The organism is Sporomusa sp. KB1, from assembly GCF_007830295.1.
Taxonomy (GTDB): domain Bacteria; phylum Bacillota; class Negativicutes; order Sporomusales; family Sporomusaceae; genus Sporomusa.
In genome coordinates this window covers 1,459,740-1,473,102 of the sequence record NZ_VLKC01000002.1, presented here as the reverse complement: position 1 = coordinate 1,473,102, position 13,363 = coordinate 1,459,740, and the positions used below count along the sequence as shown (strand labels likewise).

Sequence of the window (13,363 nt, the reverse complement as noted above, 5' to 3'; positions counted from 1 at the left end):
AGTATGACAAAATACTCTTTATACGGAAAAATGGTGTTATATGCCTTGTTGCGCCGCCGGTCGCGCATGATCGTCGCTTTGCTGGCGGTAGCGATTGGTGCGACCGTACTGTCAGGACTGGTGACGCTGTATTACGATGTGCCCCGGCAAATGGGCCGGGAATTTCGCTCCTACGGGGCCAATCTCTTATTGTTACCGGCGGGGGACAAGCAGGTCTTACAGGAACAGACCATGCAGCAGGCAGTGGATTCGCTGCCGCAGGGGAAAGTAATTGGCCTAGCCCCGTATTTGTATGATCGGGTAAAAGTCAATGCCCAACCGGTCATGGCAGCGGGCACGGATTTTGCCGCCGTGCAAAAAGTCAGCCCCTACTGGCAGCTTGCAGGCCAGTGGCCGGCACCCGGCTCCGGTGGGGTAGTCGTCGGCGCAGAGGTGGCGGAACGGCTGCGCCTGGAACCTGGCCAGACGGTGACGGTGGCGGTGCCGGGGTCTGATGAAGAGAAAAAGCTGCCGGTGGCGGGTATTGTCCACACCGGGGGCAATGAAGAGGACTTTATTTTTATGGAACTGCCCTTGCTGCAGCAGTGGCTGAGCAAACCCGGCCAGGTTAGTGTGGCCCAGGTGAGCGTGCAAGCTGGCGAAACCGAATTGACGGCCTGGTTGCAGCAAGTGACCGACGCAGTGCCTGGCGTCACACCGCGGCTGGTCAAACAACTGACCCAGTCGGAGGGGCTGGTGCTGGGTAAATTGCAGGCGCTGGTGTATCTGGTTACGCTGATTGTCCTGTTGTTAACCCTGATCTGCGTGGCTACCACCATGATGGCGGTAGTGACCGAGCGGCGTAAGGAAATCGGACTGAAAAAGGCGCTGGGGGCGGAGAACCGCAGCATTGTCCTGGAGTTTCTGGGAGAAGGATTAGCGCTCGGCGGGCTGGGCGGTCTGCTGGGCACCGGCTGCGGGTTCTTTTTTGCTCAGGCCGTCAGTATCCAGGTTTTTGCCCGGTCCATATCGTTTCAACCGCTCGTAGCGCTGGCCGCTTTTATTGTGGCGGTAGCGGTGGCTGGTCTGGCCTGTCTTATTCCGGTCAGGATAGCGACCCATGTGGAACCGGCGATTGTACTCCGGGGCGAGTAAAGGAGGGCTATGATGAATATATTGGAATTACGCGGTATTACCATGGATTACGGGACGGTCAAGGCCCTGGACAACATTCAATTGACGGTCAAGCAGGGTGAATGGCTGGCGATTATGGGCCCGTCCGGCTCGGGGAAGACTACGCTGATGAATATTATTGGTTGTATGGATAAACCTTCCGGCGGGGCGGTCGTTTTAGACGGAGTGGACTTGTCAACTTTGCCGGCCAAAGGCTTGACTGCCATTCGCCGGGATAAAATTGGACTGGTGTTTCAGCAGTTTCATCTGGTGCCGTATTTGACCGCTTTGGAGAATGTAATGGTGGCGCAATACTATCACAGTATGCCGGACGAAGCCGAGGCCCTGGCTGCTTTAGAACGGGTGGGCCTCAAAGAAAGGGCCCGGCATTTGCCAAGCCAGCTTTCCGGCGGAGAACAGCAGCGGGTATGTATTGCCCGGGCGCTGATCAATTACCCGGCACTTATCCTGGCTGACGAACCGACCGGCAATCTCGACGAAGCCAATCAAGACCTGGTGTTGGGAATTTTCCAGGCGCTGCACCGGGAAGGGCATACAATTATTACTGTGACCCATGACCCGGAAGTGGCAGAGCAGGCGGAACGGTGCATCGTGCTGGGGCATGGCCGGATTGCCGATCAGCGGCAAAACGACTGCCGAACAGGGGAGGTGGCCTGCACATGCGCAAATGGCTAGCCGGTTTAGCGGCGTGTATTTTGACGGTCAGTCTGTTGGCCGGTTGCGGCGGAGCCAAGGAAACGGGGCCAGCGGCAAAAAGCTATAAAGATGGCACCTACACGGCCCGGAGCAGTCCTGATGAACGGGGCGCAGTGGGTGAGATCACGCTGGTCATCGAAAAAGGGCGGATCATCAAGGCTGATTACAGAGGAATTAAAAAAGACGGCACAATCAAGGATGAAGATTACGGCAAAACCAACGGTAAAATTGAAAATCAGGAATTTTACAAAAAAGCACAACACGCACTGAAAGCTTCGACGGACTATCCGACCAAGCTGGTGGAGACGCAAAACGTGAAGGCTATTGACGCGGTATCAGGGGCTACCGTTTCGTATCAGCAGTTTAGCGAAGCAGTGAAAAAGGCGCTCAACCAGGCTGCGCCGGTGGACGCCAAGTCCAGTGCCAGTATTTCTTTAAAGCGATGGGCTTTGGATACGTTGAAAAAAATATTTGAGTAGGCTGACGCACGTGCAGGCACTGATGGCGTTGCGGTGGCCAGACAACGCTTCCATGGATTAGACCGTGCCCGAGGGTAGTCTAAAAAGCGTAATGTTGCAAGGAAAGTTGACGGCATTGGCGGTAAATCTAAAGAGATAGCAAGCCTACTTCTCTCTTTATTTATGCAACTTTGTTCGTTTTTATCAAAAGGGGTAGATGTGAGGTTTCAAGAGAGAGCTACTGCGTAAAAGCAAGGGTTTTTCAGTGATTTCAGAACGTCCCGTTGCTTCCATATGGCAGCGATGCGTTCGCCCAGGTTGTGCTGGCGCTGGAGGATCTCGCACGGATGGTCGAGCGCGGGATATATGACCTAAGTACCTGGGTAGCAGGATTATGGTTTCTTCCGCCAACGGTGGAAGTGCCAGTATGCTTCAAGGAGCTTGGTTTTGATCAGATACCGGCCGGGGCCGAGGACGTGCAAAAACGATACTGGTCTTTAGCCAAGCAGCGCCACCCGGATGCCGGCGGCAGCGTAGAGGATTTTAAGGTCCTGAAAGAAGCGACAGAGGCGGCTTTGAAGTATTTGCAGAGCGGGGAGAAAATCAATACCCGGCCAGAATGACCGGGTAAGGTTCATATGAGGATGTTTTAGACAGGTAAGCAAGGTCGAGGGAAACACCTTCTACGAGGGAAGCAGAGAGGCATACACGAAACGCGGGGGTTACAAAACTGCCTTGGGGCGCATATACGACGAGGGAAGCAGTGGGGCATACATGAAACTTGCGGGTTGCAAAAATGCTTTGGAGCGCATAACTGACGGGGAACTTCTTCTGAGTAATCATCATCAAAATCAAATATTTCCGGAGTTTCCCAATCCATATTACTATATCTCTGTGACACACTACACCTCCTACATAGCTTAAGGGCAACTATATTACATAATATGAGAACAGGATAGTTTTAGTTACAGAGTTATTTCATAAAGATGAGATTAGAATGAAAGCCATAGCAATCCTGCAGCCGTGGGCAAGTCTCATTGCCTGCGGCGCTAAGTGCATAGAGACACGGAGCTGGCCGACTAAGTACCGGGGGCCAATTGCTATTCATGCTGGGCTAGGTTAATAACAGATCAGCTGAGAGAAGAACAATAGCGGAAGCATTGCACAAGTCCGGCATTGCTATGACACGAGATTTACCCGTAGGTTCGGTAATTGCCGTAGCCGGGTTGGTTGACTGCTATTACATCGTCAATAATCCTGGCACAAACGTTGATATTGCTAAACATATCAGCGTAGGCGCAGAGTCAATGACATTAGATAAGCGTCACCCTGATTTTAGTAAGTACATTGTACCATCTGAGCAAGAGATTGCCTTTGGTGATTGGACTCCTGGCCGCTATGCCTGGATATTGGACAATGTTCGTCTGATCGAACCGGTACCAGCGAAAGGAAGACAGCGACTTTGGGAGTGGAATGAGGAGGGATTTACATGGGTAAGCCGACAGACAGGATGATTAGCTATGCAGAGCAGTTACTTGATGAGCTTGGCTATGACCCGATGAATACGACTTCAATAATATGACTTTTGAGCAGGTACGGGATTTAATCGACGAGCTTAAGGACGAGCGGGGGTATTGAGCCGTGAAAGCTGCCCCACACCTGCTTTATGGTTTTCTTTTTGCGAAGAAGGAAAGATAGATAATCTCTAGCACGCCAACAGTGTTAATAATGAATAGTGCGATAAACCATCCCAATTGACTATTCCGGGCGGCATGCCAAGTGGCGATAGCCTTCCAGACTGTGCTCCAAGCGACAATTAAAATAAGTAGTCCGGGGTTGTTTTGGACAATAGCTATTAAGTTCTGCATAAAGATCTCCTTTACGAGTTTGCTAATTATAGGATGTCTATCGTAACAAGTTTGTATTATAGAAAAAAGGCATTACCTTGATCCATATCAGTACGAAAGTTACTGTACTGTAAATAGAGCCCTTGCTGGGCCGGAGAGGCATATAAAAAAAGCTATTAACACTAGTTATTAGCATTAATAGCTGTCAAATTACTGGCGTACAACCTCAATTACATAGGGATGATATTTATCAGTTGTTTGATATCCAAGTCCGTACTTAAATTACTTGCATGAGTAGAGGCTGGGAAACCCAAGAAAGAAACAATGGTTAGAAGCGTAGCTAAGACTAATTTTTTGAACATGATTAAAACTCCTTTTTATATGTGATTGTCACCATAATATGTAAACGTCGTTGCGATTTTCTCATATCCTCTTTCTGATATGAGAAAATAAGGGAGTAAAAACATGAAGAAACCGATAGCCAAATAGCCTGCGAAACCATAGAGAGACCAATGAGCAGGCTAAAGTAGGGTATAAACCCTGGTTGAGTAAGATTAAAAGACTATTCTTAGACCTTAGGCGTTAAGCTGCCAGCCGGAATAAGACAGTGAACGGGTGCGAGGTTTGGCGTAGTTATGTGCAGGAGCAGTTTGCGGATGAGATGGCGCGGCAGTATAATGGGGTACCGGAGAAGTTCTGGTTATCTGATCGGTCGCTCACTACCTGGTGGAAAGAAGTTGTAGATTTGGTGCGGTTAGTAGCTCTAAAAAGAGGATGTTTTTAAAATATTTAAGTAGGGAAGCACTCCATTGCGGTTTTTCCGTGGTAATATGATAGTGTAAAGTAAATGTACTTTAGCCGTTCTGGTTATAGAGCGGCTATTCGCATACAGTACGCGAAAGATTGGCAGATAAACATAAAATAATTACTAGACAATAATTATTATTTATTATAAAATATAATCAAAACGCTAAAGGGGTTGATTATATGAAATATAGTCTTATTCCAGAAGAGTGCCCAGAATGTAAAAAGCCAGCACTAGTTACATATCGTGATGGACAGATTGCATTTGAGAAATGTAAGGAATGTGGGTATCAAAAAGAATTATCACCGGAATGTAATAAAGGTTGTTGCAGTTGTTGTTGATTAAAGCCGTCCATAACTGGGCGGCTTTTTTTGCAGGAACTAATTTCCTTTTGCCAAAGTGTGTATAAAAATGGTAAAGGGAGTGATAGAGCCTTCGGGCTCTTTTTTCATGTCCCCCAATTAATTTTTCACCAATTATCAATTTTTCCCTGGTAAATTATTCTTTATCAGGGAAGGAGGGGAAAAACATGGGAGATTATGACGAAGTATTAAGTCAAATTGAGAATCTTCGCCAAGTGCTAAATAAGTTAGTTCTTGAAAAAGGCATTTCAGATTTAGAAGTAATGCAAATTAGTAAGCAACTTGACGAAGTTCTCAATAAGTATCACAAAATGTTTAAGACAAGGTAAGAGATAAAGAAACCGTCCGAATAGGGCGGTTTCTTTATGCCCAAAGGAGGGAGAAAATGCAGCGAATCAAGTGTAACTTCCGGTCATGCCTGGATCAAATAGGCGGGTTAAGCAATGCTGGCAAGGTTAGTATTGTAGACGGCAAGTGCCAAAGTATAGCCTGGAGTAGAGACAGTATGAAGTCGGCTGTCCCTCCTATGGAGTGGAGACGCGGCAGCATGATGAACAAAAAAACAGGCTTTGAAATAATACTGGGTGGTGAGTATCATGGATATTGAATGGCAACCGATTGGAATTTTGCAAAGTCTGGATATTGAATAACGTAATAAAATTATCAAACAAATCAAAGAAATCGTAGGAGTAACACAACGAAATAACCAGAGTAATCGGGATTCATCAAAGTATTATTTTAAGGTGTAAGCGAAGGGGAGCAGAAAGAACGTCCCGTTTCTTCTTTCGAAAATAGTTGAAATCATACACAAACGGTCATCCTTAATTGGGTGATCTGTTTTTATTTTTGTTCAAAAGGTCAGGACGTTCATTGAATATAGGCGACGCGATGAATGTATAGAGTATAAGAAAGGCACGAACGGCGTTATGTCCAAGCCATTGGCGGTAATTACCAGAAACATTATAATATAATTCTAATAATTAGTTGATAATATTTAATATAAAAAATATGCAAGGAGCGCTGACATGCTGTATTATTTTACAATAGTTGCATTAGTGTTGCTTACAGTAATCACAATAACGGGTTATGCGCTTATATATTTGGATGAACGTAAAAATGATTGAGCCTTCGGGCTCTTTTTTCATGCCACAATCCAGGAGGTGACAACATGCTTCACTGCAACCAAAAAGGCTGCCGTTTTTGCGATGAAGCAAAGCTGCTCTGCCAGACGGAAGCCTATCTGGTTGGCAGGCGGTGCATCACATTAAGCGGCAACCGAGGGGAGAGAACTACAGGGAGCTAATGGGGAAGGAAAGTCCTAATTGTCACAAGGATGGTGGCGGCAAGTACAGGTCTAACCGAATAGAGCTAATTAAGTAACAAACTCCTTGATTTTTTAGTGATAGTAAGTGATTAATATAACAACGCTAAGTAAAAATTGAGCGTTTTTCCGGCGGGCCTGCCGCATGGGTTTATTTAGACGATATGAAGCCTATGGATTAGGCTCTTTTTTGTACGATATGTCACTCCAACTTAAATAGATGAATACTATGTAATATAAGTAAAGGGGGGATATATATTCATGAATTATTGGGAAGGTCCCGGAGATTGTTGCGAAGGGTATCTGTCTAGCGAAGAGGAAATGCGTATAAGAGATTGTTTTCGCCTGCTATGGGTACAGCACGTGTATTGGACGAGGATGGTAATCTTGGGTATTGCATTCAATTCACCTGATTTGAATGCGACCACGAATAGACTACTTCGGAACGCAACAGATTTCGGAAAGGAATTTTGCAGATTTTATGGTAAAGAAATTGCAACTGAATTTGAGGATTTAGTAAGGGATCACTTAGTTATCGCTGCAGAACTAGTTAAGGCAGCGAAGGCTGGTAATGCAAAGGCAGCAGCGAATGCAGAAAAAAGATGGTATGAAAACGCGGATGAGATCGTGCGCTTTCTAAGGTGTGTCAATCCTTACTGGAAAGTCAAAAAAATGCGGGCTATGTGGTATGAGCATCTAGCGCTAACAAAACAGGAAGCAGTAGAGATACTTAATAGCGAGTACGACGAAAGTATTTCTACTTTTGGCCGGATTGAGAAGGAAGCATTGATGATGGCAGATCACTTTTCCAACGGAATAATATATCAATTGAATGGCTGCTAGTCTTTTTTGTCTGCAAACATGCTGTGCAAAGTATTACGCGACAGCTACTTCTTTGGTGTATATGTAGGGGCGATTAATCCGACGGACTTTTTAATTGGAGGTGTATTCTTTGGTTTTAGCTGATAACATACCAGTCCAAAGATTTATGTGCTTTGGAGCGAGATTATCTCTTAGAAAACAAAAAACATATATTAAGGATAGTCAAGTAGCTAGTACGAGAATATACATTACCGCATCCTACGGGGTGCGATTTTTTTATTATAATGTTCCCGGAGCAAACCTATCCTGTATAGCATAGTATGTAATGTCCCTACTATGTAATGAAGGAGGCATTCTTTATGGGATTTGGTAATTTCGGAGGTAGTAGTAGCTGTATTATAATCATCATTATAATACTTTTACTATTTTTCTGCTGCAATAATGAATGTAGCACGGTTTGCTAACATAGTTTGCTCGTAGTAAACCCACAACTAATTTAAAGTGCGGCCCGTTCAAATTTGTTGTGCGGTAGCCGTCTACCTTCGGGTAGGCGGTTTATTATTTTTATCCAATGGTTTCTAAATGAATTCTAAATAATGGCGGCTATTATTAGATTATGGATTAGACATCCAAACTGTAAAGGAAGTGTACATATGAAAATTGCAGCGAAAAAAGTAATCATATACTCCATGCTTGGCTTAATGCAAGTTGGAATGTTCTCATCGGTAGCAGCCGCGTCACCAAGACATGAGGATCCTCCTCGTTTCGAACAGCGAAATGACCAACATCAACGAGACAGGGAAAGAGAAAGAGCCCACAAAATACAAGAAGAAAACAAGCGCCATGAAAAAGAAATGAAGCGGTACCCGTTTGAGTCAAAGAAGCATTGGCGTGAACGTCAGAAAAATGAAAATGAGCGCCATAAAAGAGCAATCCATGAAATAATGGAAATGAGACATAGATAATATACATAGAACCTATAATTACCAACTGCTAGCCGACCGTGACGAAATACTTGTTCTAATCCAATAAAGCCAACAAAAATAAGACCTTCCAGAGCGGAAGGTCTTTAAAATTTGTCTTTTAAAGCCTCATATGCGTCTGCGCTGTATTGTGTCTGCGAAACAGACAACTTTTACTACTTTAGCAGGGCGTTCGTCGGTACCCTTAGACACTGTTTTTTGGGGGAGGGAGTATTATTTTAAGGTGAAAGCGAAGGGAAGCCAAAAGACCGTCCGTACATTTTTTTCCCTTTACTAGACACAACACGCGATGTGCCCGCATAGAATGTAATAGGCTTTAAAAATAACTGAGAATGATATTCACAAGCGTCAATGATGGTTAGGGGGTGAACCTATGCTGTCGCCTAGCCTGGAAGATTATTTAGAGGAAATCTACAGGTTTTCAGTCAGTCACGATATAGTGCGGGTTACGGACATTAGTCACAAGCTAAATGTAAAGTTGCCCTCGGTAACAAAAGCGGTGGGGAAACTGCGCGCCGGCGGCTATATTACCTATCAGAAGTATGGCGTGATCGGACTGACCGATAAGGGCAGACAGACAGGGGGATATCTGGTAGAGAGAAATACCCTTTTGCAAGAGTTTCTCAGGACAATCTGTGCTGATTGTGATGTTGATGCAGAAGCTGAAGCTATGGAGCATTACCTATCAAAAACCACCATCGTTTCGATACAACATTTGATGGTCTTCATGAAAGAACATCCGACAACCTACCAGCAGTTTGTTGATTACGTACAGCAAAGTAAAAAAAAAGATAAGGAGAGATAAACAAGGGCGGGTAGCCCCTGTTAGCTTTTAGGCAAGGCCGAGGCATCTGGCCGTTTGCGCTACGACAAAACAGACAGCAAAAGCGATAAGGGTCGGGATGAGGAAAGAGAGGAAAGTCCATTTAATGCTTCCTGATTCCTTGTATGCGGAAAGCAGTGTGGTCGTACATGGCCAATGCAGCAGGCAAAAGAGCATCGAACAGACGGCAGTGAGCCAGGTCCAGCCGTGATCAAGTAACACTTGCCGGAGTTCATCCAAGCTATCAAGCTCAATCATTTGACCTGTGGACATATAACTCATAAGCAGGATGGGGACAACAATCTCGTTAGCGGGCAGGCCGAGAATAAAGGCTAGAAGAATGAACCCATCCAGTCCGATTGCATAGCCAAGCGGCTGTAGCCAGCCGGCAAGATGGCCAAGGATACTCATGTCTCCTATGTAAACATTACCAAGTATCCAGGTGATGGCACCAGCGGGAGCTGCCATGATTACGGCCCGCTTTAATACAAAGAGCGTGCGGTCAATCAGCGAGCGATAGATAATTGCGCCAATCTGCGGCGGACGGTAAGGCGGCAGTTCTAATACCAGAGAAGAGGGTTCGCCCTTCAAGATGGTATGAGATAGCAGCCAGGATACTGCGAAGGTAGTGGCGATGCCGAGTAAGACAATGGTAGTGATGACCAGTGAGGCAACAACTGTCTCATATTCAGCCGCGAATGCTCCGCCGACAAAAATGCTAGCAATCGCGATCAGGGTGGGAAAACGCCCATTACAGGGAACAAAGTTGTTGGTAAGCATGGCGATGAGCCGTTCACGCGGCGAATCAATAATTCGGCAGGACACGATACCGGCAGCGTTGCAGCCAAACCCCATACACATCGTCAATGCTTGCTTGCCGCAAGCCCTGCAGCTTTTGAAGAGACTATCCATGTTAAAGGCCACTCGCGGCAAATAACCGAGGTCTTCCAGCAGGGTAAATAGCGGAAAGAAGATGGCCATAGGCGGCAGCATAACCGATACAACCCAGGCCAGAGACCGATAAAGCCCTAAAACGAGAACTCCATGCAGCCAAGCAGGAGCCCCTGCCAGTGTAAACCATTCGGTGAGCTGATCTTGAAAAACGAACAGTACATCGGCGATCATGCCGGAAGGCACATTGGCTCCTTCGATGGTTAGCCAGAAGATGGTACCTAATAGGGCCAGCATAATCGGGTAACCAAACAGGCGAGAGGTGAGTATGTCATCTAGCCGGGTATCCCAGGAGGATTGCTCCTGTTTCTTATGAGTAACCACTTTGCGCGCAATCTGCTCCGCGTTGGCGTAAATGTCAGATACAATAGTGTCTCCCAGGGTATTATCCGAACTGAGGCGAATTTTATCCGCCTCAGCACAGATATTAGCTAGCGTTGTCATGGGTTTGACTGTTCCGCTCATAGAGCTGCTACCTCCTGCAATGTTTTTGGTTGTAGTTGGAGCTCTAAATGACGGCTGATACTTTCAATAAAGGCCTTATCTCCATCCAATAAGCGGAGAGCCACCCAGCGGGGATTGAGTTTGTGGTCAATAAGGCGCTGAACTGTAGGCATCAGCTGCTCAACGGCTTCTTCTACGGCTGGTGAATAGACAAGTTGCCGTGGTTTGCTTTTTCGTACCCCGGTGCTGACCTGATTGAGCGTTTCCCTGAGTGCAGCTAATCCCTCCCCTTTACGTGCAGCCGTGGCCACGACAGGAACGCCGAGTTCCTTTTCCAAGGATGAAACGTCAATTGCAATCTTCTTCTTTCTGGCTTCATCCATGAGATTGACACAGACCACAACATGGGGGGTAATTTCCATCACTTGCAGAGCCAGGTTTAAATTACGTTCCAGGCAGGTGGCATCCAGCACTACAAGGGTTACGTCCGGCTGACCAAAGCAGATAAAATCACGGGCTACTTGTTCTTCCACTGTGTGGGCCAGTATTGAATAGGTTCCCGGCAGGTCAACCAGTAGGAAAGGTTTTTTCTGATAAGTAAAAGTACCCTGGGCGTTATCTACCGTCTTGCCCGGCCAGTTGCCGGTGTGCTGGCGCAGACCTGTTAATGCGTTAAAGACGGTGCTTTTGCCAACATTGGGGTTGCCGGCCAGAGCGATTACATATTGCCCTGGCGCAGCGGCTATACCAAAATGTTCACGCAGTACTCGGCCGCGGTTTTTCACTTGCATATTCAATGTTATTCGCCTCCACTATTCCATCGGGTATACTTTAATCAAGCTAGCGTCATCACTGCGTAGTGCAATGGTCGTATTCCGCACGCGAAACGCAATGGGGTCACCAACCGGACTTTTGCGGATACATTCTACTTGCGTTCCTGGTACCAGGCCTAAGTCCAGCACTCGTCTTCTGAGTAACCCATCCAGTTCTACTGACGATATTCTACCGGTAGTGCCTACCGTAAGGTCTGCCAAAGAAGATAATTTATCAGGGACATGCATACAATAACCTCCTTGCTATTTGCTGAAATAAGTACTGTGCTTAATAGGTTAGTTTCGACTAACACGAGTGGATAAGAAAAGGTTAGCAGCAGCTAACATCCAGTGTGAAAAAAACGGTTAGCGTCAGCTAACATCTAATTTTTAACCCTCTGCTATAGGATATGGGGAAGAGAGCAAAGTGTTACTGATGGTAATACTATTTTTTTCTGGCTAAGAGCCTGGTTCGCAGTCTGCTAGGGAGGCGCAGCGGGACTGCCCCCGGGCCAAAGGCGCGCCGCTCAGCCTTGACACCAAGGTGGACAGCGAACGCGCCAGGCGGCAAAAAACGGCAGGGGGTGGCGGGGCAAAATAATTATTTGACACATGTTGTTTACCTGGTATACAATATAATTAAACCTAGAGTTTTTAATTATGGGTTATATTAAAAATGAATAAAAAGGAGGATGAAGATGATCGTATTGACAGCGGTGATTCAGGCGAAACCGGGGAAGGAACAGGAATTAAAAAATCTTCTCATGTCGTTGTTTCCCAAGGTAAGCCAAGAGGTTGGAGTAATTGAATATAAATTACACTCTGCTCAGTCCGTTCCGGGGAAATTTTTCTTTTATGAAAAATATAGAGACCGGCAGACGTTAGACCAGCACTCGAATACTCCATACCTACAGGATGTATTCAGCAAAATGGATGGCTTAATTAGTGAAAAACCCCAAGTGGAACTTTATGAGGAACTGGTTTCCATTGCTGAGCTGAGATAGGATGATTTATCTTAACAATGATTTTGTAAAATGTCCCCAAATCGTTATATGCGGTAAAATGATCGAGAGAAGCGGATGATTGATAATGACGAAAAACGGTCTCAATCCTTACACAGAAAGAAGGAATTACAATGCACAGCCAAAGCAAAACTGTTCATGAAATTATGATACGCATTATTAATAAAGTGTCTTCTCTTATGACGGAACCGCGCGATTTTGGAATTTCAGAGGTGTTACACACCTCTGAAATTCACATGGTGGACATGATTGGCAGAAACCCGGGAATTAACGTTACGGAGATTGCAGCCAGGTATGCAGTAATAATAGATAAAATTGGCTGCATGGAGGAATAAACCGTTGCTATAATTGGAAAGGAGGAGCTGTTATGCTATTACAGGATATCCAGGAAAAAGTCAACGATTTCGTTTTAACCAACCCGAAAAATATAGTGGAAAATCCGGAAATGATTTCGACTCCGCCCACTTCCTCTGACAGGATGCAGATCTGGGAGTTGCCGTTGATCGGGGTTGCCAGCGCTACCGATGCATTATGGGAAACATTTAAACAGCCGGATATTATCGGACTTCACCACATGAATCCTACTGAATGGCTATCAGGTGCCAAGTCTGTTATTGTCTACTTTCTACCATATACACAAAGGATTCGCGAGGCAAACCGGATTCAAGGAAAAACGGCTACAGAATGGCTTTATGGGCGATGGGAAGGGGAGATACTCAATATGGCTTTACGCCGGTTTATTGTCGAACTGGTTTAAAAAGCTGGGCATCATGCGCTGGCCCCCCTTTTGGATGAACGTTTTGCAATCGTTAATTTACGCAGTAATTGGTCGGAACGGCACGCT

19 protein-coding genes are annotated in these 13,363 nt (G+C 45.9%); 15 read left to right on the top strand and 4 right to left on the bottom strand.

Translation table 11 applies throughout. The annotated features are described in order from the left end of the window. The first annotated feature begins 3 nt into the window (after window positions 1-3). The 5 genes from SALPA_RS10505 (at window position 4) to SALPA_RS30300 (ending at window position 3,841) form a co-directional block, all read left to right on the top strand. Window positions 4-1,134, top strand: coding sequence for an ABC transporter permease (locus SALPA_RS10505; protein WP_145093315.1), 1,131 nt, complete (start codon window positions 4-6; stop codon window positions 1,132-1,134). 12 nt (window positions 1,135-1,146) lie between these two features. Next, entirely contained in the window at window positions 1,147-1,848 is a 702-nt protein-coding gene (locus SALPA_RS10500) for an ABC transporter ATP-binding protein (RefSeq protein WP_145101882.1), read from the top strand. Continuing rightward, on the top strand, window positions 1,833-2,348 hold the full coding sequence (locus tag SALPA_RS10495) for an FMN-binding protein (RefSeq protein WP_145093312.1): 516 nt from the start codon (window positions 1,833-1,835) through the stop codon (window positions 2,346-2,348). The genes SALPA_RS10500 and SALPA_RS10495 overlap by 16 nt, the downstream gene beginning before the upstream one ends. A gap of 326 nt (window positions 2,349-2,674) precedes the next feature. Then, window positions 2,675-2,950 (top strand): hypothetical protein, encoded by a 276-nt coding sequence (locus tag SALPA_RS10490; RefSeq protein WP_145093309.1) that lies wholly within the window; start codon window positions 2,675-2,677, stop codon window positions 2,948-2,950. Between the two features lie 558 nt (window positions 2,951-3,508). Then, entirely contained in the window at window positions 3,509-3,841 is a 333-nt protein-coding gene (locus SALPA_RS30300; RefSeq protein WP_222427945.1) for a hypothetical protein, read from the top strand. Window positions 3,842-3,991: 150 nt separating this feature from the next. On the opposite strand, the gene SALPA_RS10480 is transcribed toward SALPA_RS30300, so the two are convergent. Continuing rightward, on the bottom strand, window positions 3,992-4,195 hold the full coding sequence (locus SALPA_RS10480) for a DUF5652 family protein (RefSeq protein ID WP_145093306.1): 204 nt from the start codon (window positions 4,193-4,195) through the stop codon (window positions 3,992-3,994). 616 nt (window positions 4,196-4,811) lie between these two features. Between SALPA_RS10480 and SALPA_RS30295 the strand changes: the two genes are divergently transcribed. The 7 genes from SALPA_RS30295 (at window position 4,812) to SALPA_RS10455 (ending at window position 9,272) form a co-directional block, all read left to right on the top strand. Next, window positions 4,812-4,958 (top strand): hypothetical protein, encoded by a 147-nt coding sequence (locus SALPA_RS30295; RefSeq protein WP_222427944.1) that lies wholly within the window; start codon window positions 4,812-4,814, stop codon window positions 4,956-4,958. Window positions 4,959-5,508: 550 nt separating this feature from the next. Next, the gene (locus SALPA_RS10475) at window positions 5,509-5,670 is read left to right on the top strand and encodes a Spo0E family sporulation regulatory protein-aspartic acid phosphatase (protein WP_021170163.1); all 162 of its coding nucleotides are present in this window, start codon (window positions 5,509-5,511) and stop codon (window positions 5,668-5,670) included. A gap of 56 nt (window positions 5,671-5,726) precedes the next feature. Further along, window positions 5,727-5,948: a hypothetical protein gene (locus SALPA_RS10470; protein WP_145093303.1), complete on the top strand. Its 222-nt coding sequence runs from the start codon at window positions 5,727-5,729 to the stop codon at window positions 5,946-5,948. Between the two features lie 561 nt (window positions 5,949-6,509). After that, entirely contained in the window at window positions 6,510-6,644 is a 135-nt protein-coding gene (locus SALPA_RS31470) for a hypothetical protein (protein ID WP_255451136.1), read from the top strand. Between the two features lie 279 nt (window positions 6,645-6,923). Further along, entirely contained in the window at window positions 6,924-7,505 is a 582-nt protein-coding gene (locus SALPA_RS10465; protein WP_255451135.1) for a hypothetical protein, read from the top strand. A gap of 632 nt (window positions 7,506-8,137) precedes the next feature. Continuing rightward, window positions 8,138-8,449 (top strand): hypothetical protein, encoded by a 312-nt coding sequence (locus SALPA_RS10460; RefSeq protein WP_145093300.1) that lies wholly within the window; start codon window positions 8,138-8,140, stop codon window positions 8,447-8,449. A 391-nt stretch (window positions 8,450-8,840) separates the two neighbouring features. After that, window positions 8,841-9,272 carry a metal-dependent transcriptional regulator gene (locus SALPA_RS10455; protein ID WP_145093297.1) on the top strand — a complete coding sequence of 144 codons (432 nt, stop codon included), beginning with the start codon at window positions 8,841-8,843 and terminating at the stop codon, window positions 9,270-9,272. A 27-nt stretch (window positions 9,273-9,299) separates the two neighbouring features. Here SALPA_RS10455 and SALPA_RS10450 read toward each other — a convergent pair whose 3' ends face one another. From SALPA_RS10450 to SALPA_RS10440, 3 genes are read right to left on the bottom strand one after another with little or no spacing between them, the layout of a single operon-like run. Then, window positions 9,300-10,706, bottom strand: a complete 1,407-nt coding sequence (locus tag SALPA_RS10450) for a nucleoside recognition domain-containing protein (protein ID WP_145093294.1) — start codon at window positions 10,704-10,706, stop codon at window positions 9,300-9,302. Beyond that, the gene (locus SALPA_RS10445; RefSeq protein WP_145101878.1) at window positions 10,703-11,476 is read right to left on the bottom strand and encodes a FeoB small GTPase domain-containing protein; all 774 of its coding nucleotides are present in this window, start codon (window positions 11,474-11,476) and stop codon (window positions 10,703-10,705) included. Before SALPA_RS10445 ends, SALPA_RS10450 begins: the two co-directional genes overlap by 4 nt. 21 nt (window positions 11,477-11,497) lie before the next feature. Then, window positions 11,498-11,746, bottom strand: coding sequence for a FeoA family protein (locus SALPA_RS10440; RefSeq protein ID WP_145093292.1), 249 nt, complete (start codon window positions 11,744-11,746; stop codon window positions 11,498-11,500). A gap of 449 nt (window positions 11,747-12,195) precedes the next feature. Between SALPA_RS10440 and SALPA_RS10435 the strand changes: the two genes are divergently transcribed. The 3 genes from SALPA_RS10435 to SALPA_RS10425 all read left to right on the top strand — a co-directional run bounded on the left by SALPA_RS10435 (window position 12,196) and on the right by SALPA_RS10425 (window position 13,276). Next, window positions 12,196-12,501: a putative quinol monooxygenase gene (locus tag SALPA_RS10435; RefSeq protein ID WP_145093289.1), complete on the top strand. Its 306-nt coding sequence runs from the start codon at window positions 12,196-12,198 to the stop codon at window positions 12,499-12,501. A gap of 131 nt (window positions 12,502-12,632) precedes the next feature. Beyond that, complete coding sequence (locus tag SALPA_RS10430; protein WP_145093286.1) at window positions 12,633-12,854, top strand: hypothetical protein; 222 nt, start codon at window positions 12,633-12,635, stop codon at window positions 12,852-12,854. Between the two features lie 32 nt (window positions 12,855-12,886). Beyond that, a complete protein-coding gene (locus tag SALPA_RS10425) occupies window positions 12,887-13,276 on the top strand; it encodes a hypothetical protein (protein WP_145093283.1) in 390 nt (129 codons plus the stop codon). The last annotated feature ends 87 nt before the right edge of the window (window positions 13,277-13,363 follow it).

What these genes read in the sequence shown, in the direction of transcription:
- SALPA_RS10475 (WP_021170163.1), top strand. Translation starts at nt 5,509, where the DNA reads ATGGGAGATTATGACGAAGTATTAAGTCAAATTGAGAATCTTCGCCAA.
- SALPA_RS10500 (WP_145101882.1), top strand. Translation starts at nt 1,147, where the DNA reads ATGAATATATTGGAATTACGCGGTATTACCATGGATTACGGGACGGTC.
- SALPA_RS10490 (WP_145093309.1), top strand. Translation starts at nt 2,675, where the DNA reads ATGGTCGAGCGCGGGATATATGACCTAAGTACCTGGGTAGCAGGATTA.
- SALPA_RS10435 (WP_145093289.1), top strand. Translation starts at nt 12,196, where the DNA reads ATGATCGTATTGACAGCGGTGATTCAGGCGAAACCGGGGAAGGAACAG.
- SALPA_RS10430 (WP_145093286.1), top strand. Translation starts at nt 12,633, where the DNA reads ATGCACAGCCAAAGCAAAACTGTTCATGAAATTATGATACGCATTATT.
- SALPA_RS31470 (WP_255451136.1), top strand. Translation starts at nt 6,510, where the DNA reads ATGCTTCACTGCAACCAAAAAGGCTGCCGTTTTTGCGATGAAGCAAAG.
- SALPA_RS10465 (WP_255451135.1), top strand. Translation starts at nt 6,924, where the DNA reads ATGAATTATTGGGAAGGTCCCGGAGATTGTTGCGAAGGGTATCTGTCT.
- SALPA_RS10470 (WP_145093303.1), top strand. Translation starts at nt 5,727, where the DNA reads ATGCAGCGAATCAAGTGTAACTTCCGGTCATGCCTGGATCAAATAGGC.
- SALPA_RS10495 (WP_145093312.1), top strand. Translation starts at nt 1,833, where the DNA reads ATGCGCAAATGGCTAGCCGGTTTAGCGGCGTGTATTTTGACGGTCAGT.
- SALPA_RS10460 (WP_145093300.1), top strand. Translation starts at nt 8,138, where the DNA reads ATGAAAATTGCAGCGAAAAAAGTAATCATATACTCCATGCTTGGCTTA.
- SALPA_RS10455 (WP_145093297.1), top strand. Translation starts at nt 8,841, where the DNA reads ATGCTGTCGCCTAGCCTGGAAGATTATTTAGAGGAAATCTACAGGTTT.
- SALPA_RS10440 (WP_145093292.1), bottom strand. Translation starts at nt 11,746, where the DNA reads ATGCATGTCCCTGATAAATTATCTTCTTTGGCAGACCTTACGGTAGGC.
- SALPA_RS10445 (WP_145101878.1), bottom strand. Translation starts at nt 11,476, where the DNA reads ATGCAAGTGAAAAACCGCGGCCGAGTACTGCGTGAACATTTTGGTATA.
- SALPA_RS10425 (WP_145093283.1), top strand. Translation starts at nt 12,887, where the DNA reads ATGCTATTACAGGATATCCAGGAAAAAGTCAACGATTTCGTTTTAACC.
- SALPA_RS10505 (WP_145093315.1), top strand. Translation starts at nt 4, where the DNA reads ATGACAAAATACTCTTTATACGGAAAAATGGTGTTATATGCCTTGTTG.
- SALPA_RS10450 (WP_145093294.1), bottom strand. Translation starts at nt 10,706, where the DNA reads ATGAGCGGAACAGTCAAACCCATGACAACGCTAGCTAATATCTGTGCT.
- SALPA_RS30300 (WP_222427945.1), top strand. Translation starts at nt 3,509, where the DNA reads ATGACACGAGATTTACCCGTAGGTTCGGTAATTGCCGTAGCCGGGTTG.
- SALPA_RS10480 (WP_145093306.1), bottom strand. Translation starts at nt 4,195, where the DNA reads ATGCAGAACTTAATAGCTATTGTCCAAAACAACCCCGGACTACTTATT.